The organism is Pseudomonas sp. PDM25 (assembly GCF_019219045.1).
Classification (GTDB): Bacteria; Pseudomonadota; Gammaproteobacteria; order Pseudomonadales; family Pseudomonadaceae; genus Aquipseudomonas.
Genome location: NZ_JAHUWL010000012.1, coordinates 121,964 through 145,393 on the forward strand (window position 1 = coordinate 121,964; position 23,430 = coordinate 145,393).

At 57.8% G+C, this 23,430-nt stretch carries 21 protein-coding genes; 5 read left to right on the forward strand and 16 right to left on the reverse strand.

Annotation, left to right across the window (positions count from 1 at the left end):
- Positions 1-7 precede the first annotated feature (7 nt).
- From folP to rlmE, 3 genes are all read right to left on the reverse strand, one after another.
- A complete protein-coding gene (gene folP / locus KW848_RS22350) occupies positions 8-859 on the reverse strand; it encodes a dihydropteroate synthase (RefSeq protein WP_192410117.1) in 852 nt (283 codons plus the stop codon).
- An 8-nt stretch (positions 860-867) separates the two neighbouring features.
- Positions 868-2,778 (reverse strand): ATP-dependent zinc metalloprotease FtsH, encoded by a 1,911-nt coding sequence (gene ftsH / locus KW848_RS22355; RefSeq protein ID WP_218538064.1) that lies wholly within the window; start codon positions 2,776-2,778, stop codon positions 868-870.
- Positions 2,779-2,980: 202 nt separating this feature from the next.
- Positions 2,981-3,610: a 23S rRNA (uridine(2552)-2'-O)-methyltransferase RlmE gene (gene rlmE, locus KW848_RS22360; RefSeq protein ID WP_008005470.1), complete on the reverse strand. Its 630-nt coding sequence runs from the start codon at positions 3,608-3,610 to the stop codon at positions 2,981-2,983.
- A gap of 105 nt (positions 3,611-3,715) precedes the next feature.
- On the opposite strand from rlmE, the gene KW848_RS22365 reads away from it, so the two are divergent.
- Complete coding sequence (locus KW848_RS22365) at positions 3,716-4,024, forward strand: YhbY family RNA-binding protein (RefSeq protein WP_008005472.1); 309 nt, start codon at positions 3,716-3,718, stop codon at positions 4,022-4,024.
- 9 nt (positions 4,025-4,033) lie between these two features.
- Here KW848_RS22365 and KW848_RS22370 read toward each other — a convergent pair whose 3' ends face one another.
- From KW848_RS22370 to grpE, 8 genes are all read right to left on the reverse strand, one after another.
- Positions 4,034-4,438 carry an MFS transporter gene (locus KW848_RS22370; RefSeq protein ID WP_218538065.1) on the reverse strand — a complete coding sequence of 135 codons (405 nt, stop codon included), beginning with the start codon at positions 4,436-4,438 and terminating at the stop codon, positions 4,034-4,036.
- Between the two features lie 28 nt (positions 4,439-4,466).
- Positions 4,467-4,943 carry a transcription elongation factor GreA gene (gene greA, locus KW848_RS22375; protein WP_007933522.1) on the reverse strand — a complete coding sequence of 159 codons (477 nt, stop codon included), beginning with the start codon at positions 4,941-4,943 and terminating at the stop codon, positions 4,467-4,469.
- Positions 4,940-8,161, reverse strand: a complete 3,222-nt coding sequence (carB, locus tag KW848_RS22380; RefSeq protein WP_192410115.1) for a carbamoyl-phosphate synthase large subunit — start codon at positions 8,159-8,161, stop codon at positions 4,940-4,942. The genes greA and carB overlap by 4 nt, the downstream gene beginning before the upstream one ends.
- A 118-nt stretch (positions 8,162-8,279) precedes the next feature.
- Positions 8,280-9,416 carry a glutamine-hydrolyzing carbamoyl-phosphate synthase small subunit gene (gene carA / locus KW848_RS22385; protein WP_123365215.1) on the reverse strand — a complete coding sequence of 379 codons (1,137 nt, stop codon included), beginning with the start codon at positions 9,414-9,416 and terminating at the stop codon, positions 8,280-8,282.
- Positions 9,417-9,675: 259 nt separating this feature from the next.
- Complete coding sequence (dapB, locus tag KW848_RS22390; RefSeq protein WP_192410114.1) at positions 9,676-10,482, reverse strand: 4-hydroxy-tetrahydrodipicolinate reductase; 807 nt, start codon at positions 10,480-10,482, stop codon at positions 9,676-9,678.
- Between the two features lie 9 nt (positions 10,483-10,491).
- Positions 10,492-11,616 (reverse strand): molecular chaperone DnaJ, encoded by a 1,125-nt coding sequence (gene dnaJ, locus KW848_RS22395; protein WP_218538066.1) that lies wholly within the window; start codon positions 11,614-11,616, stop codon positions 10,492-10,494.
- 453 nt (positions 11,617-12,069) lie between these two features.
- Positions 12,070-13,986 carry a molecular chaperone DnaK gene (dnaK, locus tag KW848_RS22400; protein WP_008149038.1) on the reverse strand — a complete coding sequence of 639 codons (1,917 nt, stop codon included), beginning with the start codon at positions 13,984-13,986 and terminating at the stop codon, positions 12,070-12,072.
- Between the two features lie 102 nt (positions 13,987-14,088).
- A complete protein-coding gene (grpE, locus tag KW848_RS22405) occupies positions 14,089-14,655 on the reverse strand; it encodes a nucleotide exchange factor GrpE (RefSeq protein WP_111450471.1) in 567 nt (188 codons plus the stop codon).
- A 241-nt stretch (positions 14,656-14,896) separates the two neighbouring features.
- On the opposite strand from grpE, the gene recN reads away from it, so the two are divergent.
- Positions 14,897-16,570 (forward strand): DNA repair protein RecN, encoded by a 1,674-nt coding sequence (gene recN, locus KW848_RS22410; RefSeq protein ID WP_192410113.1) that lies wholly within the window; start codon positions 14,897-14,899, stop codon positions 16,568-16,570.
- A gap of 75 nt (positions 16,571-16,645) precedes the next feature.
- On the opposite strand, the gene fur is transcribed toward recN, so the two are convergent.
- A complete protein-coding gene (gene fur, locus KW848_RS22415) occupies positions 16,646-17,050 on the reverse strand; it encodes a ferric iron uptake transcriptional regulator (RefSeq protein ID WP_003197684.1) in 405 nt (134 codons plus the stop codon).
- Between the two features lie 97 nt (positions 17,051-17,147).
- Between fur and KW848_RS22420 the strand changes: the two genes are divergently transcribed.
- Positions 17,148-17,675 carry an outer membrane protein assembly factor BamE gene (locus tag KW848_RS22420; RefSeq protein WP_033058138.1) on the forward strand — a complete coding sequence of 176 codons (528 nt, stop codon included), beginning with the start codon at positions 17,148-17,150 and terminating at the stop codon, positions 17,673-17,675.
- Positions 17,676-17,736: 61 nt separating this feature from the next.
- Here the strand turns inward: KW848_RS22420 and KW848_RS22425 are convergent, their stop codons facing one another.
- From KW848_RS22425 to KW848_RS22435, 3 genes are read right to left on the reverse strand one after another with little or no spacing between them, the layout of a single operon-like run.
- The gene (locus KW848_RS22425; RefSeq protein WP_218538067.1) at positions 17,737-18,051 is read right to left on the reverse strand and encodes an RnfH family protein; all 315 of its coding nucleotides are present in this window, start codon (positions 18,049-18,051) and stop codon (positions 17,737-17,739) included.
- Positions 18,044-18,478, reverse strand: coding sequence for a type II toxin-antitoxin system RatA family toxin (locus KW848_RS22430; RefSeq protein ID WP_008149044.1), 435 nt, complete (start codon positions 18,476-18,478; stop codon positions 18,044-18,046). Before KW848_RS22430 ends, KW848_RS22425 begins: the two co-directional genes overlap by 8 nt.
- A 7-nt stretch (positions 18,479-18,485) precedes the next feature.
- Positions 18,486-19,889, reverse strand: a complete 1,404-nt coding sequence (locus KW848_RS22435; RefSeq protein ID WP_218538068.1) for a sodium-dependent transporter — start codon at positions 19,887-19,889, stop codon at positions 18,486-18,488.
- Between the two features lie 118 nt (positions 19,890-20,007).
- Between KW848_RS22435 and smpB the strand changes: the two genes are divergently transcribed.
- Positions 20,008-20,490: an SsrA-binding protein SmpB gene (gene smpB / locus KW848_RS22440; RefSeq protein ID WP_008149046.1), complete on the forward strand. Its 483-nt coding sequence runs from the start codon at positions 20,008-20,010 to the stop codon at positions 20,488-20,490.
- Between the two features lie 148 nt (positions 20,491-20,638).
- Here smpB and KW848_RS22445 read toward each other — a convergent pair whose 3' ends face one another.
- On the reverse strand, positions 20,639-21,406 hold the full coding sequence (locus tag KW848_RS22445; protein ID WP_008149047.1) for a GntR family transcriptional regulator: 768 nt from the start codon (positions 21,404-21,406) through the stop codon (positions 20,639-20,641).
- A gap of 262 nt (positions 21,407-21,668) precedes the next feature.
- On the opposite strand from KW848_RS22445, the gene KW848_RS22450 reads away from it, so the two are divergent.
- Positions 21,669-23,363 carry a lactate permease LctP family transporter gene (locus KW848_RS22450; RefSeq protein WP_192410111.1) on the forward strand — a complete coding sequence of 565 codons (1,695 nt, stop codon included), beginning with the start codon at positions 21,669-21,671 and terminating at the stop codon, positions 23,361-23,363.
- Positions 23,364-23,430: the final 67 nt, after the last annotated feature.

Consider the following 23,430-nt stretch of genomic DNA (forward strand, 5'->3'; position numbering starts at 1 on the left):
ATCATTCTTATTCGGCTGATTCCACTGCGGCGATCATTCGCACCACATCGACGGTTTCGGCCACATCATGGACGCGCAATATACGCGCCCCCTTGGCCGAAGCCAGCGCTGCGAGCGCCAGACCGCCATACAGGCGCTCTCCGACCGGGCGATTCAACGCCTGACCTATCATGCTCTTTCGCGAAACCCCGACCAACAGGGGCCGCCCCAAGGCATGCAAGGCTTCCATATGCTTGAACAAGCTTAGATTGTGCTGCAAGGTTTTTGCGAAGCCAAAGCCCGGATCAAGGATGACCCGGTCCGCTGTAATTCCTACCGACGCACACTGCGCCATGCGCTCAGCGAGGAACTCGCCCACCTCTTTCGTGACGTCCTGATACTGCGGATTGTCCTGCATGTCGCCCGGCTCACCGAGCATATGCATCAGACAGACTGGCAGGCCAGTGGCTGCGGCCGCATCCAGAGCGCCATCGCGCCGCAGCGAGCGCACGTCATTGATCAACCCAGCGCCAAGTCGTGCGGCTTCGCGCATCACAGCTGGCGTGGAAGTGTCGACCGAGATAATGACATCCAGCTCTCGGTGAATTCGCTCGACGACCGGAGCTACGCGCTCAAGCTCTTCCAGCGGTGAAACCACCCTGGCACCCGGCCGGGTCGATTCGCCACCGACATCAATCAACGTCGCGCCAGCCGCCACCATAGCCTCAGCGTGGCGCAAAGCCGCATCGAGCTGGCTATATTGGCCGCCATCAGAGAAGGAATCGGGAGTGACATTGAGAATACCCATGACGTGCGTCAGGGCTAAATCAAGAACCCGATTGCCGCAAGGCAACCGGGTCGAGGACTGAACAGAAGTCATTTCAAACCTTAAACGTCAGCAGCCGGACCGCCGATCGGTGTTTCCGGACGCGGATCCTGTACCACCGGAGGCGTTCCGGAGGTACCGGTGCCGCCCGACCAGTCGCGAGGCTCACGAGGCGTACGCCCCGCCATGATGTCGTCGATCTGATCAGCATCGATCGTTTCGTACTTCATCAAGGCATCAGCCATGGCGTCGAGCTTGTCACGGTTATCGGTGAGGATCTGCTTGGCTGTGCCGTAGCACTGATCAATGATGCTGCGCACTTCGGAGTCGATCAACTTGGCGGTCTCACCGGAGAAGCTTGCACCCTGACCGCCACCGCCGCGACCGAGGAACACTTCACCCTCTTCTTCTGCGTACATCAACGGACCGAGTTTTTCCGACAAGCCCCACTTGGTTACCATGTTCCGTGCAATCTGGCTGGCACGCATGATGTCGTTGGACGCACCGGTGGTCACACCATCGAAGCCCAGGGTCATCTCTTCAGCAATACGGCCGCCGTACAACGAGCAGATCTGGCTGATCAACGCACGCTTGGACAGGCTGTAGCGATCTTCTTCCGGCAGGAACATGGTCACACCCAGCGCACGACCGCGAGGAATGATAGACACCTTGTAGACCGGATCATGCTCAGGCACGACACGACCAACAATTGCGTGACCTGCTTCGTGATAAGCGGTGTTCTGCTTCTCTTTCTCGGACATGACCATGGATTTGCGCTCGGCGCCCATCATGATCTTGTCTTTGGCCAATTCGAACTCTTTCATTTCGACGATGCGCTTGCCGGCACGGGCCGCGAACAACGACGCTTCGTTCACCAGGTTAGCCAGGTCAGCACCGGAAAAACCAGGGGTACCACGAGCGATCACAGCCGGAGCGACATCGTCACCCATTGGCACTTTTCGCATGTGGACCTTGAGAATCTGTTCGCGACCACGGATATCCGGCAGACCGACGACAACCTGACGGTCGAAACGGCCCGGACGCAGCAACGCAGGGTCCAGTACGTCCGGACGGTTGGTTGCAGCGATGACGATAATGCCGTCATTCATTTCAAAGCCGTCCATCTCTACCAGCAACTGGTTGAGTGTCTGCTCGCGCTCGTCGTGACCGCCACCCATGCCGGCGCCACGGTGGCGACCGACGGCGTCGATTTCATCGATGAAGATAATGCATGGAGCGTGTTTCTTGGCCTGTTCAAACATGTCGCGAACACGGCTGGCACCGACACCGACGAACATTTCGACGAAGTCAGAACCGGAAATGGTGAAGAACGGCACTTTGGCTTCGCCGGCAATGGCCTTGGCCAGCAAGGTTTTACCGGTACCCGGAGGACCCACCATCAGCACGCCGCGAGGAATGCGACCGCCCAGACGCTGGAATTTGCCCGGATCACGCAGGAACTCGACCAACTCACCAACCTCTTCCTTGGCTTCGTCGCAACCGGCAACGTCACCCAAGGTGGTTTTCACCTGATCTTCGGAGAGCAGGCGCGCCTTGCTCTTGCCGAAGCTCATTGGCCCGCCCTTTCCACCGCCGCCGCCCTGCATCTGCCGCATGAAGAACATGAATACGGCGATGATCACCAGGATCGGGAAGCTTGCGACCAGGAGCTGAGTCCAGATGCTTTGCTGTTCAGGCTGCTTGCCTTCGACTACGACATGGTTGTCCACGAGGTCGCCGATCAGACCGTTGTCCTGGATGGCCGGACGAATGGTCTTGAAGCTGTCGCCATCGTTGCGTTTGCCGGTAATCACGTAGCCGTCAACTGCTACGCGCTCGACCTTGCCATCCTTGACCTGCTGGATGAAGTCGGAATAGTTGAGGGTCTGCGGCTCATTAGGGCTGGAGAAGTTGTTCATCACTGTCACCAGGACAGCCGCGATGATCAACCACAGGATCAGATTCTTTGCCATATCGTTCAATTAACTACCCTCTGAAGCAAGCTCCGCTAATGGCGCGCGCTTCGCATGATATTCACCGGCCTAACTTACTACATTACCTACGACTCTGGCAGGCGCCGTCTGTAACCCTTTGTGAAACACTTTCTACACAATATTCGCTAATGCTCACGGGGCGAAATACGAAAATCCTATCGACCCGCAAAAAAACCTCGATTTACTCACTACGGCCGCGGTAGCCCCAAGCCAGCATGTATTGCTCGCGGGAACTGCCACGGGAAGAGTCCGGCTTGATCATCTGGACCTTGTCGAATTTCTGACGAGCGTCCTTCACGTAAGCATCAAACCCTTCGCCCTGAAACACCTTGATCACGAAATTACCACCCGGCTTGAGTATCCGGGCCGCCAGATCAAGAGCCAGCTCACATAGAAACATGGCTTTTGGCATGTCCACCTCAGGCGTACCACTCATATTGGGGGCCATATCGGAAATCACAAGGTCCACCTGCGAATTACCCACGGCTTCAAGGATCTGAGCGAGCACTTCGTCCTGGGTGAAGTCACCCTGGATGAAAGTCACGTCCGGAATGCTGTCCATTTCCAGGATGTCCGAGGCGATCAGACGCCCCTGACCACCGATCAGCCGACTAGTGACCTGCGACCAGCCGCCGGGCGCCGCACCCAGGTCGACAACACTCATACCCGGACGGATCAGCTTGTATTTCTCCTGGACCTCCAGAAGCTTGTAACTCGCACGCGAGCGGTAACCATCCTTCTGCGCCTGCTTCACATAGGGATCATTGACATGTCTTTGCAGCCACTTAAGGCTTGTCTTGGAACGGGCCACGGGCCACCTCGAAAATAAAACGGGTCGTGATTAACTGGGCGGTCCCGTACTCGCTCGGGTAAACTGGCCGCCGCTTTTTACAAGATCAGACGCAGGGGTCAGATTATGCCGCTCACTCAAGAGCAGAAGAAACAGTACAAATCCATTGGCCACCATCTGAAACCAGTTTTGACTGTGGCTGACAACGGTTTGACTGAAGGTGTGTTAGCCGAACTTGAACGCGCTTTGGCGGATCACGAGCTGATTAAAATCAAGCTCAACATCCTCGATCGCGAGTCGCGCCTGGCGAACATTGCAGAACTGTGCAAGGTCGGCAAAGCGGACCTGGTTCAGGTCATCGGCAAGATGGCACTGATTTACCGCAAGAACTTCAGCGTCAACAAGCAGCTGTCGAACGTTCATCGCTTCAAGTGATGACAAGGGTCAAGGGTGTGCTTCGCGCACCCCGCCACTCCATCCAGGCACCGGTTGCAACACCAGCACCAGCCCGGAAAACCCCAGAACAAGATAGCTGAACACCTGCCAACGCACGGCATCCGGCCAGCCGATACGCACCGCGACATACATCGCACACGCATACAGCGCCATCATCAGCAGTTGCCCGCGAATATCGCGCCATAGACTGGCAAGGCCCTCGGCCTGAACCAGCACCAAAGCCTGAAAAATCACACACGCTGCGGCGAACCCCACCATCAGCGCATCAAGCATGCCTGCAATTTCGTCGATCAGCAGCGGTGCCAAACCAATTCGGCCCAGCACCGGCAGCAGACCAATGTGCAACAGCCACAGGCCGCCGACCCACAACATCTGAGTCAGCTGCCAAAGCATGGCACCCGCACGTAGCGGGCGCCTGCGTTTAGATGTGGCGTACTTCGACAATCTCGTACTCGATAACGCCGCCAGGCGTTTTCACGGCAACCACATCACCCTCTTCCTTGGCTATCAAGGCGCGGGCCAGTGGCGAGCCGACCGAAATCTTGCCGAGTTTGAAGTCAGCCTCATCCTCACCCACGATGTGGTAAGTGACGCGCTCGTCAGTCTCGACATTGGCGATTTCAACGGTGGTACCGAAAATCACTTTACCGGTGTGAGGAATGGTCGTGACATCAATGATGACCTGATTCTGAATCCGGCCTTCAATGTCACGAATCCGCGCCTCAACCATACCTTGCTGCTCACGAGCAGCGTGGTATTCGGCGTTTTCCTTCAAGTCACCCAACTCGCGGGCCGTGCCGATGTCCTGGCTGAGCTTCGGGCGGACGACCTTGGTCAGGTGAGTGTGTTCTTCTTCCAGGGCCTTTGCGCCCTTGACGGTCATTGGGTACTTGATCATGCCTTCAATCCTGCGTGTAGATCCTGCAAGCGGCGCACGGTCTTCTCGGGACCGAACTTCAGCGCTTCGCAGATAGCTTCGCCAGCAGCAATAGTTGTGGTGCAGTAAATCTTGTGCTGCAAGGCATTACGACGAATGGAATAGGAATCAGCGATCGACTGACGGCCTTCGGTGGTGTTGATGATCAGAGTGACTTCGTCGTTCTTGATCATGTCGACCACGTGCGGACGACCTTCGGTCACCTTGTTCACACGACGCACTTTCAGGCCTGCGGCTTCGATCAGCTTGGCAGTACCGGCAGTGGCGACCACTTCGAAACCCAAGTTGATCAGATCTCGGGCCACGCCTGCAACCAGTGGCTTGTCGTCGTCACGCACGCTGATGAACGCAGTACCGCCGGTCGGCAGCACTTCGCTGGCGCCCATCTGGGCCTTGGCGAATGCTTCGCCAAAGGTGTCGCCCACGCCCATCACTTCACCGGTGGACTTCATCTCTGGGCCCAGGATCGGGTCCACGCCAGGGAATTTGGCGAATGGGAACACCGCCTCTTTCACACTGTAGAAGTTCGGAATGATTTCTTTGGTGAAGCCGATTTCCTTCAGGGTCTTACCGGCCATCACGCGAGCCGCGATCATTGCCAGGGAAACACCGATGCACTTGGACACGAACGGTACGGTACGGGAAGCGCGCGGGTTGACTTCGATGACGTAGATGTCTTCGCCTTGCAGCGCCAACTGAACGTTCATCAGGCCGACAACGCCCAGTTCCAGGGCCATTTTCTTGACCTGTTCGCGCATCTCGTCCTGGATGTGTGCAGGCAGCGAGTACGGCGGCAGGGAGCATGCGGAGTCACCGGAGTGAACGCCAGCCTGCTCGATGTGCTGCATGATCGCGCCGATCACCACGTCGGTGCCGTCGCAGACCGCATCCACGTCCATTTCGATGGCGCAGTTGAGGAAGTGGTCGAGCAGCACCGGGCTGTCGTTGGACACTTTCACCGCATCGCGCAGGTAGCGCTTGAGCTCTTCTTCTTCGTAGACGATTTCCATCGCACGGCCGCCCAATACGTAGGACGGACGCACCACCAGCGGGTAACCGATCTTGGTGGCGGCACGAATCGCTTCGTCTTCGCTGCGCACGGTGGCGTTTGGCGGCTGACGCAGGTTCAGGCGCTCAACCATTTGCTGGAAGCGCTCACGGTCTTCGGCACGGTCAATTGCGTCAGGGCTGGTGCCGATGATCGGCACGCCAGCTTCTTCCAGGGCACGCGCCAGTTTCAGCGGGGTTTGGCCGCCGTACTGGACGATCACGCCTTTTGGCTTCTCGACGCGGCAGATTTCCAGCACGTCTTCCAGGGTCACTGGCTCGAAGTACAGGCGATCGGAGGTGTCGTAGTCGGTGGAAACGGTTTCCGGGTTGCAGTTGACCATGATGGTCTCGTAACCGTCTTCGCGCAGGGCCAGTGCCGCGTGTACGCAGCAGTAGTCGAACTCGATGCCCTGGCCGATACGGTTTGGACCGCCGCCGAGGATCATGATCTTGTCGCGGCCCGATGGTGCGGCTTCGCACTCTTCCTCGTAAGTCGAGTACATGTAGGCGGTGTCGGTGGCGAACTCGGCTGCGCAGGTGTCAACGCGCTTGTAGACCGGGAAGATCTCCAGCTTGTGACGGTGGCGACGCAGGGCTTTCTCGGTCACGCCCAGCAGCTTGGCCAGACGCATGTCGGAGAAGCCTTTGCGCTTGAGGCGGAACATCAAGTCGCGGTCGATGCTGGCCAGACCCAGGGTCTTGACCTTCTCTTCTTCCTTGATCAGATCTTCGATCTGCACCAGGAACCACGGATCGATCATGTTCATGCCGAAGATGTCTTCGACCGACAGGCCGGCGCGGAAGGCGTCAGCCACGTACCAGATACGCTCGGCACCCGGCACGGTCAGTTCGCGCTTGAGCACGCTCATGCTTTCCGGGTTGCTCAGGTCGAGCTTCTCGTCCAGACCGCAAACACCCACTTCCAGACCGCGCAGGGCTTTCTGCAGAGATTCCTGGAACGTCCGGCCGATGGCCATGACTTCACCGACCGACTTCATTTGAGTGGTCAGGCGTGCGTCGGCTTTCGGGAATTTCTCGAAGGCGAAGCGTGGCAGCTTGGTGACGACGTAGTCGATGGACGGCTCGAAAGATGCGGGAGTAGCGCCGCCGGTGATTTCGTTCTGCAGCTCGTCCAGGGTGTAGCCGATCGCCAGCTTGGCGGCGATACGCGCAATCGGGAAACCTGTGGCTTTCGAGGCCAGTGCCGAAGAGCGGGATACACGCGGGTTCATCTCGATCACGACCATACGGCCGGTGTCCGGGCAGATGCCGAACTGAACGTTGGAGCCTCCGGTTTCCACGCCGATCTCACGCAGTACCGCCAACGAGGCGTTACGCATGATCTGGTATTCCTTGTCCGTCAGGGTTTGTGCCGGAGCAACGGTGATCGAGTCACCGGTGTGCACGCCCATCGGGTCAAAGTTTTCGATCGAGCAGACGATGATGCAGTTGTCCTTCTTATCGCGGACAACCTCCATCTCATATTCTTTCCAGCCGATCAGGGATTCATCGATCAGCAGCTCTTTGGTCGGCGACAGGTCGAGACCGCGGGCGCAGATTTCTTCGAACTCTTCACGGTTGTAAGCGATACCGCCACCGGTGCCGCCCATGGTGAAAGACGGACGGATGATGCACGGGAAGCCGAGCTTCTCGAGGACCGCGTTGGCCTCTTCCATGCTGTGGGCGATACCCGAACGCGGGCAGTCCAGGCCGATGGATTTCATCGCCTTGTCGAAGCGCGAACGGTCTTCAGCCTTGTCGATGGTGTCAGCGTTGGCGCCGATCATCTCTACGCCGAACTTCTCCAGAACGCCTTCGCGCTCCAGGTCCAGTGCGCAGTTCAGAGCGGTCTGGCCACCCATGGTTGGCAGCAGCGCGTCCGGGCGCTCTTTCTCGATGATCTTGGCAACGGTCTGCCACTTGATCGGCTCGATGTACGTAGCGTCGGCCATGTCCGGGTCGGTCATGATGGTCGCTGGGTTGGAGTTCACCAGGATGACGCGGTAACCCTCCTCGCGCAGGGCTTTACAGGCCTGGGCGCCGGAGTAGTCGAATTCGCAGGCCTGGCCGATCACGATAGGGCCAGCGCCGAGAATCAGGATGCTTTTAATGTCTGTACGTTTTGGCATGGGTTTGTCACTCAAATCCGCAGGTCAGTCGGCAAGCCGTCTTGTTCAATCTTTGAAGTCTTGAGGGGGCCACCGGTGTCGGGACCGCCCCCAAGCTTTGCTACATCACGGCGAGCGATTAGCGTCGCTTGGCCATTTCATTGATGAAGCGATCAAACAGTGGTGCTACGTCGTTCGGGCCAGGGCTGGCTTCAGGGTGACCCTGGAAGCTGAAGGCGCTCTTGTCGGTAAGCTCGATACCTTGCAGGGTGCCGTCGAACAGCGATTTGTGAATCGCCCGGACGTTGGCTGGCAAGGTTGCTTCGTCTACCGCAAAACCGTGGTTCTGGCTGGTGATCATCACCACACCGGTATCCAGATCCTGGACCGGGTGGTTGGCACCGTGGTGACCGTGACCCATTTTCAGGGTCTTGGCGCCGGAGGCCAGGGCCAGCAGTTGGTGACCGAGGCAGATACCGAACACCGGAATATCGGTTTCCAGCACGTCTTTGATCGCCTGGATCGCGTAGTCGCAAGGCTCCGGATCACCAGGGCCGTTGGACAGGAACACGCCGTCCGGCTTCAATGCCAGCGCTTCAGCTGCTGGTGTCTGTGCAGGCACTACGGTCACGCGGCAACCGCGCTCGACCAGCATGCGCAGGATGTTCAGCTTGACGCCGTAGTCGTAGGCAACCACGTGGTACGGCAGCTCGGAGGCTTCGATAGTCGCGTGGCTGTCGGTTTTCAAATCCCAGACAGTCGAGCGCCACTCGTACTTCTCTTTGGTGCTGACGACTTTCGCCAGGTCCATGCCTTTGAGGCCAGGGAAACCCTGGGCGGCGGCGATGGCGGCTTCTTCGGAAATGTTGTCACCGGCCATGATGCAGCCGTTCTGCGCGCCTTTTTCACGCAGGATGCGCGTCAGGCGGCGAGTGTCGATACCGGCGATTGCCACAACGTTGTTGGCTTTCAGGTAGTCGGACAGAGACATCGTGTTACGCCAGTTGCTCGCAACCAGCGGCAGGTCACGAATGACCAGGCCAGCGGACCAGACTTGGTTGGACTCGGCGTCTTCCGGCGTGGTGCCGGTGTTGCCGATGTGCGGGTAAGTCAGGGTAACAATCTGTTGGGCGTAGGAAGGATCGGTAAGGATTTCCTGATAGCCGGTCATGGCGGTGTTGAACACCACCTCACCAACGGTTTGACCGTCGGCTCCAATGGCTTCGCCGCGAAAAATGCTGCCATCAGCAAGGGCGAGTATGGCTGGCTTAGTCAAGAAGACCTCCCGTAAATAAAGCCTGAAAGGGCGATCGCAGGTTGTAAAAAAGCGGAGTGACGTATGGACACGTCACCCCGCTTCTTCACCGAATAATTCTGCGCGCTTTTAGTGGACACACTAAAGCTGTAGCTTACAGAAAAAGGCATTTTTGGTCTACCGCCAATGAGCCTTAAAGGCCGGGGAATGCGACAGGACGTCGCTTGGCGGAGTAAAACCGGGCTCAAACTCACGATTTGAACCCGATTTCGGGCGCATCTTAACGCAGATCGAGTACGTCTTGCATGTCGTAAAGACCCGGCTCACGACCATCCAGCCACAACGCAGCACGTACCGCGCCCTTGGCGAAGGTCATGCGACTGGACGCTTTATGCGTGATCTCCAGGCGCTCACCCTCACAGGCGAACAGCACCGTATGATCGCCAACCACATCACCACCGCGAACAGTGGCAAAGCCGATCGTTTCACGCTCGCGAACACCGGTATGACCTTCGCGACCATACACCGCGACCTTCTGCAGATCACGATCCAGGGCGCTTGCGATGACTTCACCCATACGCAGAGCCGTACCTGAAGGCGCATCGATCTTGTGCCGATGATGAGCCTCGATGATCTCGATATCCGCGTCATCACCCAGCACACGAGCAGCCATGTCGAGCAGCTTCAGCGACAGGTTTACACCGACACTGAAATTGGCGGCGAACACGATCGGAATATCCTTGCCGGCCTCGGCCAGCAGCTGCTTCTGCGCGGCGTCCAGCCCAGTCGTGCCGATCACCATGGCCTTGCCCGCCTTACGGCAGAACGCCAGGTTTTTCAGCATGACTTCCGGGAGCGTGAAGTCGATCAGCACGTCGAACTCATCTGCCACCGCGTCCAGATTGCCGGACAGTGGAACGCCGATACGTCCCAGCGAGGCCAGCTCACCAGCGTCCACGCCAATCAGCGTACTGCCAGGGCGTACGATGGCTGCCGTCAGCCCGGTCAGCGGCGCGCGTTGCTGCACCGCCTCGACCAGAATCTTGCCCATGCGCCCGGCAGCGCCCATCACAGCTATACGTCGCATGCCGACTCCTTACAAATCGCCGAAGAAGCGCTTCACGCCTTCGAACCAACCCGTGGTTTTAGGCGAATGGCTGTTGTCGTCCGCCAGCGAACTGCGGAACTCTTCCAGCAATTCGCGCTGACGACGACCCAGGTTGACCGGGGTTTCGACCGCCACACGACACATCAAGTCACCAGCACCGCCGCCGCGCACTGGTGCAACGCCCTTGCCGCGAACACGGAACTGCTTGCCGGTCTGAGTGCCTTCAGGGATTTTCAGTTTGACTCGACCATCAAGGGTCGGAATCTCCAGCTCGCCACCCAGCGCAGCATCGACAAAGCTGATTGGCACTTCGCAGAACAGGTGCTTGCCGTCGCGCTGGAAGATCGCGTGCTCACGCACGTTGATCACCACGTAAAGGTCGCCAGTCGGACCACCCTGAGCCCCCGCCTCGCCTTCGCCGGACAGACGAATTCGATCACCGATATCAACGCCAGCCGGCACTTTCACCGAGAGGGTTTTGTACTCTTCGACACGACCTTGACCGTCGCACGAGTCGCAAGGATCGGAAATGATCTTGCCCTGGCCATGGCAGCGCGGGCATGTCTGCTGCACCGAGAAAAAGCCCTGCTGCATACGGACTTGACCGATACCGCCACACGTCGGGCAAGTGATCGGCGAGGAGCCTTTCTTGGCACCCGAACCGTCGCACGGCTTGCAGTTGACCAATGTCGGAACACGGATATTCACGGTCGTACCGCGCACCGCTTCTTCCAGATTCAGTTCCAGGGTGTAACGCAGGTCGCTGCCGCGCTGAGCGCCGCCACGAGAACCGCCGCGACCGCCGCCGAAGAAGTCACTGAAGACATCACCAAAAATGTCGGAGAAGTTCTGACCGCCAAACCCGGCACCGCCGCCACCCATGCTTGGGTCGACACCGGCATGACCGTACTGGTCGTACGCCGCTCGCTTGCTGGAGTCGGACAGGACTTCGTAGGCCTCGTTGGCCTCCTTGAACATATCTTCCGACGCTTTGTCATCGGGATTACGGTCTGGATGGTGCTTCATCGCCAGGCGGCGGTAGGCCTTTTTCAGGTCTGCTTCGCTTGAGCCACGCTCAACACCCAACACTTCGTAATAGTCACGCTTTGCCATAAGTCTTTGCACTCTTAAGGACGTTCGGCAAACCTCTCCTGAGCCTTGCCAAACTCGTTGAGCCCCAATACAGGCCCGGACCCAACTCACGTCAATTCAACGATCCTGGTCTTTGATTCAATGCGGTACTTTCGGCTCGAAAAGCAGGAGCATTCCCGGCCATACCGCCAACACGGGGGCGGACTGAATGGCTTGTTCGTTAGGCAATTCCGGCGCCTGAACACCAAACCCTGCGTTGCCGCTCCTCCCCATAGCGAGCTATGAGTCGTCGCAGCGCCTTGGCTATGGTGCCCAGGCATCCGAACTTGCTCTAACGAACAAGCCACTCACTCCGCCTTTGTCGCATGCTGTAAAAATTCGCTAACTCCAGACACGCCAACGCGGGAGCAAGCCCCCGCGCGGCGACATCCTACCAGTCACCGCCTAAAGGCAGTCAACCGGCCGACCAACAACTTACTTGTGGTCTTTGACTTCTTCGAACTCAGCGTCGACGACGTCGTCAGCCTTCTCAGCCGATTCGCCTTGCGGTGCAGCACCTTCAGCAGGTTGAGCCTGCTCGGCGTACATCTTCTGCGCCACTGGAGCGGAGACTTTCGACAGTTCTTCAACCTTGGCTTCGATCGCGGCCTTGTCGTCGCCTTTGACAGCGGCTTCCAGCGCAACAACAGCAGCTTCGATTGCAGTCTTCTCTTCAGCAGTCACTTTATCGCCAGCGTCTGCGACCATTTTGCGAGTCGAGTGAACCAGCGCATCGCCCTGGTTGCGAGCGGTTGCCAGCTCTTCGAACTGGCGATCTGCGTCGACGTTGGCTTCAGCATCGCGAATCATCTGCTGAATCTCTTCCTCGGACAGACCGGAGTTGGCCTTGATCACGATCGACTGAGTCTTGCCGGTAGCCTTGTCTTTGGCGCCTACGTGCAGAATGCCGTTGGCGTCGATGTCGAAGGTCACTTCAATTTGTGGCACGCCACGTGGAGCTGGTGGAATCTCGGCCAGGTCGAACTTGCCCAAAGACTTGTTCTGAGCGGCTTGCTTACGCTCACCTTGCAACACGTGAATGGTCACAGCGCCCTGGTTGTCGTCGGCAGTCGAGAACACTTGCGATTTCTTGGTAGGAATCGTGGTGTTTTTCTCGATCAGCGCGGTCATCACGCCACCCATGGTTTCGATACCCAGGGTCAGCGGGCTAACGTCCAGCAGCAGAACGTCTTTCACGTCACCGGCCAATACTGCGCCCTGGATAGCAGCACCCATGGCAACGGCTTCGTCCGGGTTCACATCTTTACGCGCTTCTTTACCGAAGAACTCGGTCACCAGCTTCTGAACCAGTGGCATACGGGTCTGACCGCCGACCAGGATCACGTCGTTGATGGCGCCAATGTCGATGCCAGAGTCTTTCAGAGCGATGCGGCAAGGTTCGATGGTGCGCTGAACCAGGTCTTCTACCAGCGCTTCGAGCTTGGCGCGGGAGATTTTCACGTTCAAGTGCTTAGGACCGGTGGCGTCTGCAGTGATGTACGGCAGGTTCACGTCGGTCGAATTGCTCGAAGACAGTTCGATCTTGGCTTTTTCAGCGGCTTCTTTCAGGCGCTGCATGGCCAGCGGATCACCCTTAAGGTTCATGCCGCTTTCTTTCTTGAATTCGTCAACGAGGTAGTCGATCAGACGAATGTCAAAGTCTTCACCGCCCAGGAACGTGTCACCGTTGGTGGCCAGAACTTCGAACTGGTGCTCGCCATCGACTTCAGCGATTTCGATCACGGAAACGTCGAAAGTACCGCCGCCCAAGTCGTAAACGATCACGGTGTGATCGCCCTTCGCCTTGTCCATACCGTAAGCCAGAGCGGCTGCGGTTGGTTCGTTGATGATACGTTTTACGTCCAGGCCCGCAATGCGGCCGGCGTCTTTGGTGGCTTGACGCTGGCTGTCGTTGAAGTACGCCGGAACGGTGATTACCGCTTCGGTCACTGGCTCGCCGAGGTAGTCTTCGGCGGTCTTCTTCATTTTCTTCAGAATTTCAGCCGAGATTTGTGGCGGCGACATTTTCTGGCCGTTCACTTCAACCCACGCATCGCCGTTATCAGCCTTGGCGATTTTGTACGGGACCATCTTGATGTCTTTCTGTACGACTTCTTCGTCGAACTTACGACCGATCAGACGCTTCACCGCATACAGGGTGTTGTGCGGATTGGTCACAGCCTGACGCTTGGCCGATTGACCAACGAGGATTTCGCCATCGTTGGCGTAAGCGATGATCGACGGCGTGGTACGCGTGCCTTCAGCGTTTTCAATAACTTTGGCTACGCCGTTTTCAAGCACGGAGACGCAGGAGTTGGTAGTCCCCAGGTCGATACCGATAATTTTGCCCATGTTCACTCTCCCGAAACTTTGGATTTGGTTGCCGCAGCAGTGGTGGCTATCTGCGGTAGCACTTAAACGCTTGACTTCTAAATGGGGGCCTTGCGGCTAATTTCAAGCCTGCTCGTCAATCGAAGGCGAAACCGGTGCCGGCGCCTTGCTGACCACGACCATGGCCGGGCGCAGCAGGCGACCGTTGAGCTGATAGCCCTTCTGGAACACCTTGAGCACGCTGTTCGGCTCGACGTCGGCGCTTTCCTGCATGGCCATTGCCTGATGCTGAACGGCGTTGAATGGTTCGCCATGCGGATCGATCGCTTCCAGGTGATAACGCTTCAGGGTGTCCTGGAACATTTTCAGGGTCAGCTCGATGCCTTCGCGCATTGGACGAATGCTTTCATCGTCCGGGCTGGACAACTCCAGACCGCGCTCCAGGCTGTCGATGATCGGCAACAAGTCACCGGCGAATTTCTCCAGTGCGAACTTGTGAGCCTTTTCTACATCCTGCTCGGCGCGACGGCGGACGTTCTGCAGATCAGCCGCTACACGCAAAGCCTGATCATGAGCGCCAGCCAATTGCTCTTCGAGCACTTGAACACGAGCCGCCAGTTCATCACCCGAGACCTGGGCAGCCTGATCGGCGTCTAGATTTTGCGTATCCACTGTCTGTTCGTCAGCCATAGATTTCTCCTTTCAATATCGTCCGCGAGCTCAACTCGCGCTTCTGCCCAGCTATATGGGGCCGCAAAATTCAGCTTCAAGGGGCGCTTATTTATTAACCCTACAAAAAACAGCTGCATTGTCATTCCCTGGTGCACTAAGGATTTCGTCGGATCAAGCAAATCGAGCTAAGGGAGGGCATTGTCAGCCAGAAACAAAACACTGTATAAATAACCAGACCTAAAGCCTGGGAGCGGCCTTTATGCTGGTGCACCTGTCCGTACATAACTACGCCATCGTTGAACATCTCGATCTCGAACTCGATCGCGGAATGAGCGTGATCACCGGGGAAACCGGCGCCGGCAAGTCGATCATGCTCGACGCCCTCGGCCTGACCCTGGGCGATCGCGCCGACAGCGGCGTGGTCCGTCCCGGTGCCGACAAGGCCGATATCCTGGCAACCTTCGATTTGGTCGATATCCCGGAAGCCAGTGCCTGGCTGGCCGAGCGTGACCTGGAGAGCGACGGCCCGTGCATTCTGCGCCGGGTGATCACCGCCGAAGGGCGCTCACGTGGCTACATCAACGGCACGCCCTGCCCCCTCGGCGACCTCAAGGCTCTGGGTGAACTGCTGATCGATATCCACAGCCAGCATGAACATCAATCCCTGCTCAAGACCGACACGCACCGCCGCCTGCTCGACGAGTACGCGGGTGCAACAGACCTTGCCCGCCAGGTACACCTGGCCGCCCAACGCTGGCGCCAGACCCGCCAGGAGTTGGAACGCCTTTCCAATTCCGGCGATGAGCAACGTGCTCGCCATCAATTGCTCAGTTATCAACTCGAAGAGCTGGAAAACCTCGGCCTCGGCGAAAGTGAGCTGGAGCAGCTGGAGCAGGAACACAAGAACCTGACCAACGCCGAAACCCTGCTGGGCATTTGCCGGCAAGTGGTCGAACAATGCAGCGAAAGTGATTCCGGGAATGTGCTGAACGCCCTCACCGCCAGCCTCAATCGCCTTTCGAGCGTCAACAATTCGATTGGAGCCCTGGGCGAAGCCAGCAGCCTGCTGACCAGTGCACAGATCCAGGTCGAAGAAGCCGTGGGAGAACTGAACCGCTTCCTTGATAACTTCGATGCCGATCCGGCGCGTCTTCAATACCTGGAAGAACGCCTTGATGCGATCTATACCATGGCGCGCAAACACCGCATCCAGCCCACCGAAGTGGCCGAGATGCAGCAGCGCTTGCTGGATGAAATCGAAACCCTGAATGCCAACGACGAATCCATCGAGCGATTAAGCGATGAACTGGCCTCTTATGCCCGTCACTATCAGGAAAAGGCTCGCGAGCTCAGCGATTTGCGCCATCAGGCCTCGAACAGCCTGGCCAGCGCCGTGGAGCATGAAATCCAGCGACTGGGCATGCCTGGTGGGCGCTTCACTATCGAGCTGCGCCCCAATAGTAGTGATGAACTGCTACCCAATGGTCTTGAGCAGGTAGAGCTGCTGGTGAGTGCTAACCCGGGCCAACCTTTGAAAGCGCTGGCAAAAGTGGCATCCGGCGGCGAATTGTCACGGATCAGCCTGGCGATTCAAGTGATCACCGCGCAGACCTCCCGCGTACCGACCCTGGTGTTCGACGAAGTGGACGTGGGCATTGGCGGTCCGACCGCCGAAATCGTGGGCCAATTGCTGCGTCGACTTGGGGAGCGCGGGCAGGTATTGACGGTAACTCACTTGCCGCAAGTAGCTGCGCAGGGACATCAACATCTATTCGTACACAAAGTGCGCGGCGAAGATGCCACTCACACAGCCGTCGCCAAGTTGAGCAAGAACGATCGTGTCGAAGAAGTGGCGCGAATGCTGGGAGGCATCGACCTTACAAAGGAATCTCTGGCTCACGCCAGGAAAATGGTCGTCACCGCCAAAATTTAAGAACGGCAGAAAGCACGAAGGCGACCCTGGGGTCGCCTTCGCTCGTTTCGCGAACCTTAAGTTCGCGCGACATGCTTACTTTTTCTTGCGCACGTACAGCACAAGATTGTGATCAACCATCTCGAAGCCATACTTGTCGACGATTGCCTTCTGCAGTCGCTCGATTTCTTCGTCGAAGAATTCGATCACTTCACTGGTCTCGACGTTGACCATATGGTCGTGATGCTTGCCGTCGTCCAGCTCGAAGACCGCATGGCCTCCGTCGAAGTTGTGCCGCACCACAAGGCCAGCTGCCTCGAACTGGGTCAGAACACGGTAAACCGTGGCCAAACCGACGTCCTCACCAGCCTCCATCAGCGCCTTGTAGACGTCCTCGGCACTCATGTGGCGTTGCTCGGCGGAATCGAGCATTTGCAGAATCTTGACCCGTGGAAGGGTCACTTTGAGGCCGGCTTTGCGTAGTTCGCTATTTTCAACCATGGTCAGCTTTCTCGCGATGCTGCTTCGCAGCTTCTCTTAATGCGGGTATGATCGGCGTTTACGTTGTCCCAGCCAAGATAGTGGAAGTCGCCCACCGATGCAAAACACCAAGCTCTTGCTAACCAGTTTCACCTTTGTGGGACTGCTCGCACTCGCCGGTTGTTCATTCCCCGGGGTTTACAAAATCGACATCCAGCAGGGCAATGTCGTCACGCAGGACATGATAGACCAGTTACGCCCGGGAATGACCCGCAAGCAAGTACGGTTTATCATGGGCAACCCTCTGTTGACTGACACGTTCCATGCCGATCGCTGGGATTATCTGTACAGCCTGCAACCGGGTGGCGGCGAACGCCAACAGGAACGCATTAGCGTTATCTTCAACCCAAATGACCAGCTTGTCAGCCTCTCTGGTGATTTCATGCCAGGCGTGAGCCGCGACGAAGCCATTCTCGGCAAGGACAGCGGCACTACAGTTGCTGCGCCAACAGAAAACGCCGAGAAGCCGAAACCAGAAAAACCGGTCAAGCCAGGTTCGTTGCTGGACCAGATCCAGAAGGATGTCGACGGTGTAGAAACCGTTCCAGTCCCGACTCCAGAACCTTTGGAAACCTCGCCGCAATAATTTGCGACGCAATAAAAAACCCGGCATGTCCGGGTTTTTTATTGTCCAGCATTTGAGCGAGTCACTGACTCCGGTTTTTGGCCTCAGCAGCCTTGGCTGCGCGCAACCGACGAACTTCTTTCGGATCAGCCAGCAATGGCCGGTATATCTCAATGCGATCTCCAGCCTGGACAGGATACTTGTCCGGATCAGCGATCACTTTACCGAAGATCCCCACCGGGCAACTGGCCAGATCCAGCTCCGAAAACGCCTCGCCAATGCCTGATGCCAGCAAAGCAGCCCGCACGGTTGCTCCTGCTGGAACCGTCACCAAGAGAAGCACCTGACGATCTATGGCGGCATACACCACCTCAACGTCGATCATGGCCTCAACCATGCATCTGCTTGGCGCGCTGGCAGAAGGCATCCACCAGCGTATTGGCCGCCTGATTGAACAACGGCCCCAGGGTCGCGCGGACAATCGGTCCGGCGTAATCAAACGACAGGTCCAGGCTGATCTTGCAGGCTTTCTCGCCCAACGGCTTGAACACCCAGACACCATGCAACTGATTGAACGGGCCTTCCTCGAGGTTCATCTCGATCGAATGCCCGGGCACCAGTGTGTTGCGTGTCACGAAATGCTGGCTGAGGCCACCCTTGGCCACGCCGACGCTAGCGCGCATATGCTCAGGAGAACTCTCCAGGACTTCCGCCGTTGAGCACCACGGCAGAAATTCCGGGTAACGCGCCACGTCGTTGACCAGGTCATACAGCGCTTGCGCCGGATACGGCAGCAGGGCCGAACGTTGAATGTGTGTCGTCATGTCAGCGTCACTTCCACAGCTGGGCGGCAAATACTACGAGAATGCCGATGGGCGCCACATAGCGCATCAAGAACAAGGACAGGGCGAACAACGCAGGGTTGCGGATCGACAATTCGTCGCGTACCGCTTCACGGCCCATCACCCAGCCTGCAAACACCACGAAACACAAACCACCGAGTGGCAACATGATCCGCGAGGTGAAGAAATCGATCACACCAAAGAAGTCCAGGCCACCGGCCGCGCCCCATTGATAGAGGTGGAAAATCCCGCCTTCGTTCACGAAAAATTTGGCTTCCTTCCAGATATTGAAGGAAAACACCGTGCCCAGACCGACAAACCAGCAAATGAAGGCCAGCCAAAAAGTCACCCAGGCGCGGCTGACTTTCGTGCGTTCAACCAGGTAAGCCACCATCGGCTCAAGCAGGGAAATCGCCGAACTCCAGGCTGCAATCGCTACGAGCACGAAGAACACTACGCCCATCAACTGGCCGAACGCTACGTTACCAAACGCAAAGGGCAGGCTGACGAACATCAAGCCAGGACCTTCGCTTGGGTTCAAACCGCCAGCGAACACAATCGGAAACAATGCCAGACCGGCCACCAGGGAAACGAAGGTATCGAGCAGTGCCACGCCAACGATGGTGCCGGAAATCGACGAGTTCTTTGGCATATAAGCGCCGTAGATCATGATCGAACCGACACCCACGCTCAGCGAAAAGAACGCGTGCCCCATGGCTGGCAGCAAGCCGTCGAGTACTTTTTCCGGGTGGAAGTCGAACATGAAATGCACGCCTTCCATGAAATGCCCGGTCGTCATGCTGTAACCCAACAGAACAATCACCATCACAAACAGCAGCGGCATCATGATTCGCAAGCTGCGTTCCAGCCCCGCGACCACGCCTTTGGCGATCACCACGGCCGACAGCAGCATGAAAATCGTGTGCCAAAGTGTCAGGCGCCACGGATCAGCGATCACATTGCCGAAGTAAGCGCCAACCTGGTCGGGCGTTGCACCCTGGAAGTCGCCACGGCCCATATCGATGATGTAATCCAGCGACCAGCCGCCCACCACACTATAGAAAGACAGGATCAGCAACGCCGTGATCATCCCGGCGAATGCGCCCCAGGACCATTTACCCGAGTGCCCGGCTTCCAGCGCCAAAACCTTCAAGGCGTTGGCCGGGCTTTGACGTGCACGACGGCCGATCAAGGTTTCGGCCAGCATGACCGGCACACCGATCAGCGCGATACAGGCCAGGAACATCAGCACAAAGGCGCCACCACCGTAGACACCGACCATGTACGGGAATTTCCAGATACTACCCAGGCCCACGGCCGAACCGGTCGCGGCGAGTATGAAGACCCAGCGGCTAGCCCAACTGCCGTGGACAGAAACCTTGTCTGTCGACATCGTTATCACGCCCAAGCGTTCAAAAAAGAGGCCGCATTGTCCGGGATTCAATCAACCTGCTCAAGCACGTAGCGATACCGTAGCCGACTCGCTTGCAACTCCCTATAATGCCGCCCCTATGGCTAAACAGAAGAAACACCCAACAGGGACCATCGCGCAAAATAAAAAGGCGCGACACGATTACTTCATCGAGCATAAGTTCGAGGCTGGTCTGGTCCTGGCCGGCTGGGAAGTAAAAAGTCTGCGGGCAAGCAAGCTGCAACTGGTTGACAGTTACGTACTGCTCAAGGATGGCGAAGCCTGGCTGCTCGGCAGCCACATTACGCCACTGATGACCGCCAGCACCCACGTCATCGCTGATCCGACCCGCACCCGAAAGTTGCTGCTCAACCGGCGCGAGCTGGAAAAACTGGCCACGGCCGTGCAGCAAAAAGGTTACGCCTGTGTGTGCCTGTCCTGGTACTGGAGCAAGCACATGGTCAAGTGCGAGATCGCTCTGGGTAAAGGCAAGAAGGAATACGACAAGCGTGATACCGAACGCGAACGCGACGCCGGTCGCGAGTTGCAGCGCGCGGTGCGCAACAAGGGCAAGGAAGATTAATTTTCCTTCTGCCCGAAGCCGCCTTCGCGAGCAAGCCCGCTCCCACACTGGACCTTGTCTGGACATAAATTGATGCCTGGACATCGATCTAATGTGGGAGCGGGCTTGCTCGCGAAGGCGATCGCACAATCACCACAGTACTTACTGACTACATCCCCTTGCGCCGCTCCGCCCGAGCCATGCGCTGTACTTCCTGACGCACTTCTTCCAGCACTTCCTGCACATACAAAATGTGTCGACTGGAGACTTCCCGCGCCTGCTCGGCCCTTCCTTCAATAATCGCCAGGTACAACTCCCGGTGCTGCGTGATCAGCATGTCGCGGGTTTCCGTACGCTGCTTGTACATCCCGCCGATGTTGGTCACCACGTTACGCTTGAGCAGATCGAACAACCCGCGAATGGTGTGCAGCAACACCGCGTTGTGACTGGCCTCAGCAATGGCCAGGTGGAATTTCGCATCCGCCGCGCCCTCTTCCGCCCGACTTACCTCGTCGTGACGCGTATAGCAGTCCTGCAATTCGTTGAAGGCCGCGGTCAATCGCTCGCGATCAACGTCCGTAGCACGCATGGCTGCGTAATAGGCACAGGAGGCTTCCAGGGTGTGACGAAATTCCAGCAGATCGCGCTGCGCTTCAGGGTTGCTTTCCAGCAGATGCAGCAACGGATCACTGAAGGTTGACCCCAGCGACTCCACCACATAATTGCCCCCTCCCTGGCGACTGACCAGCAAGCCTTTGGCCGCCAGTTTCTGAATCGCTTCGCGCAACGAGGGGCGTGACACGCCGAACTGCTCAGCCAACGCGCGTTCGGCCGGCAAGCGCTCACCCGCCTTCAGTGTGCCCTCGAGAATCATCCCCTCGAGCTGCTCGACAATATCGTCAGACAAACGGCGCTGACGAATCTGATCAAACCCCATAACTCATTTCTCCACGATCCCGACGGCTCGCCGGGGTGTCTATTCTGGCCTATCAGGGCTGTGTCAGCACCTGCCAGACGGCATTTGGTCGAGCGGACCAAATGACTTCTGCACCGCGCATTCGACAAAAGTTTTAGGGCGGCAAATTGACACGCCGCCTACAACGCTTTTACCCTAGCCAACAGCGATTGTAAATTGGTATTACCAATTATCCAAGAACGCTGACCAGTGCCTGACCAACAACAATTAGGGGCCACCCCATATGCAAACCTGGCAACAGCTCTATTCTCCGCTCGGCAGTCTCGGCGTGTCCGCGCTCGCAGCCGTTATCCCCATCGTGTTTTTCTTCCTGGCATTGGCCGTGTTCCGACTCAAAGGACACGTGGCCGGGAGCATCACGCTGGCCTTGTCCATTGCCGTGGCGATCTTCGCCTTCCAGATGCCCGTCGACATGGCCTTCGCCGCCGCCGGCTATGGCTTCGCCTACGGCCTGTGGCCGATTGCATGGATCATCGTGGCGGCGGTATTCCTCTACAAACTGACGGTCAAGAGTGGTCAGTTCGAAGTGATCCGCAGCTCGGTGCTGTCGATTACCGACGACCAGCGCCTGCAAGTGCTGCTGATCGGCTTCTGCTTCGGCGCCTTCCTGGAAGGTGCCGCCGGTTTCGGTGCGCCGGTCGCGATTACCGCCGCACTGTTGGTAGGACTGGGCTTCAACCCGTTGTACGCCGCGGGTCTGTGCCTGATCGCCAACACCGCACCGGTTGCCTTCGGCGCTCTGGGGATTCCGATCATTGTCGCCGGGCAGGTTACGGGTATCGACGCGTTCAAGATCGGCGCCATGACGGGCCGCCAACTGCCGTTGCTGTCGCTGTTTGTGCCGTTCTGGCTGGTGTTCATGATGGATGGCCTGCGCGGCGTTCGCGAAACCTGGCCCGCAGCACTGGTGGCCGGCTTGAGCTTTGCCATCACCCAATATTTCACGTCGAACTTCATCGGCCCGGAACTGCCGGACATCACCTCGGCCCTGGTCAGCCTGATTTCCCTGACACTGTTCCTGAAAGTCTGGCAACCCAAACGCGCCGCAGGCCAACACATCGTCGGTGCCGTCTCGGCGTCTGTGGTGAGCGCCAGCGCTGGCGGTTTCGGCCTGCCGCGCAGCACCGTGGCTTCGCCCTACAGCTTCGGTGAAATCCTCAAAGCCTGGTCACCGTTCCTGATCCTCACCGTGCTGGTGACCATCTGGACCTTGAAACCCTTCAAGGCGATGTTTGCCGCTGGCGGGTCGATGTACAGCTGGGTGTTCAACTTCGCAATCCCGCACCTGGACCAAATGGTGATCAAGGTCGCACCGATCGTGGCCGCCCCGACCGCCATCCCGGCGGTGTTCAAACTCGACCCGATTTCCGCGACCGGCACGGCGATTTTCTTCTCCGCGCTGATCTCGATGCTGATACTGAAGATCAATGTCAAAACTGGTCTTACCACTTTGAAAGAGACCTTCTACGAGCTGCGCTGGCCGATTCTGTCCATCGGTATGGTGCTCGCCTTTGCCTTCGTCACTAACTACTCGGGCATGTCCTCGACCATGGCGCTGGTTCTGGCAGGCACCGGCGCAGCCTTCCCGTTCTTCTCGCCGTTCCTCGGCTGGCTGGGTGTGTTCCTGACCGGTTCCGATACCTCGTCCAACGCACTGTTCAGTTCGCTGCAAGCGACCACTGCGCACCAGATCGGCGTCAACGATGTATTGCTGGTTGCGGCGAACACCAGCGGTGGCGTGACCGGCAAGATGATCTCGCCACAATCGATCGCCGTCGCCTGCGCCGCGACCGGTCTGGTGGGCAAGGAGTCGGATCTGTTCCGTTTCACCCTCAAGCACAGCCTGTTCTTTGCAACGATCGTCGGTTTGATCACCCTGGCTCAGGCCTACTGGTTCACCGGCATGCTGGTGCACTAAGTACTACACGATAAAAAGCAAAAACCGACGCCGGACCACGATTCCGGCGTCAGCTATTCACAACCCG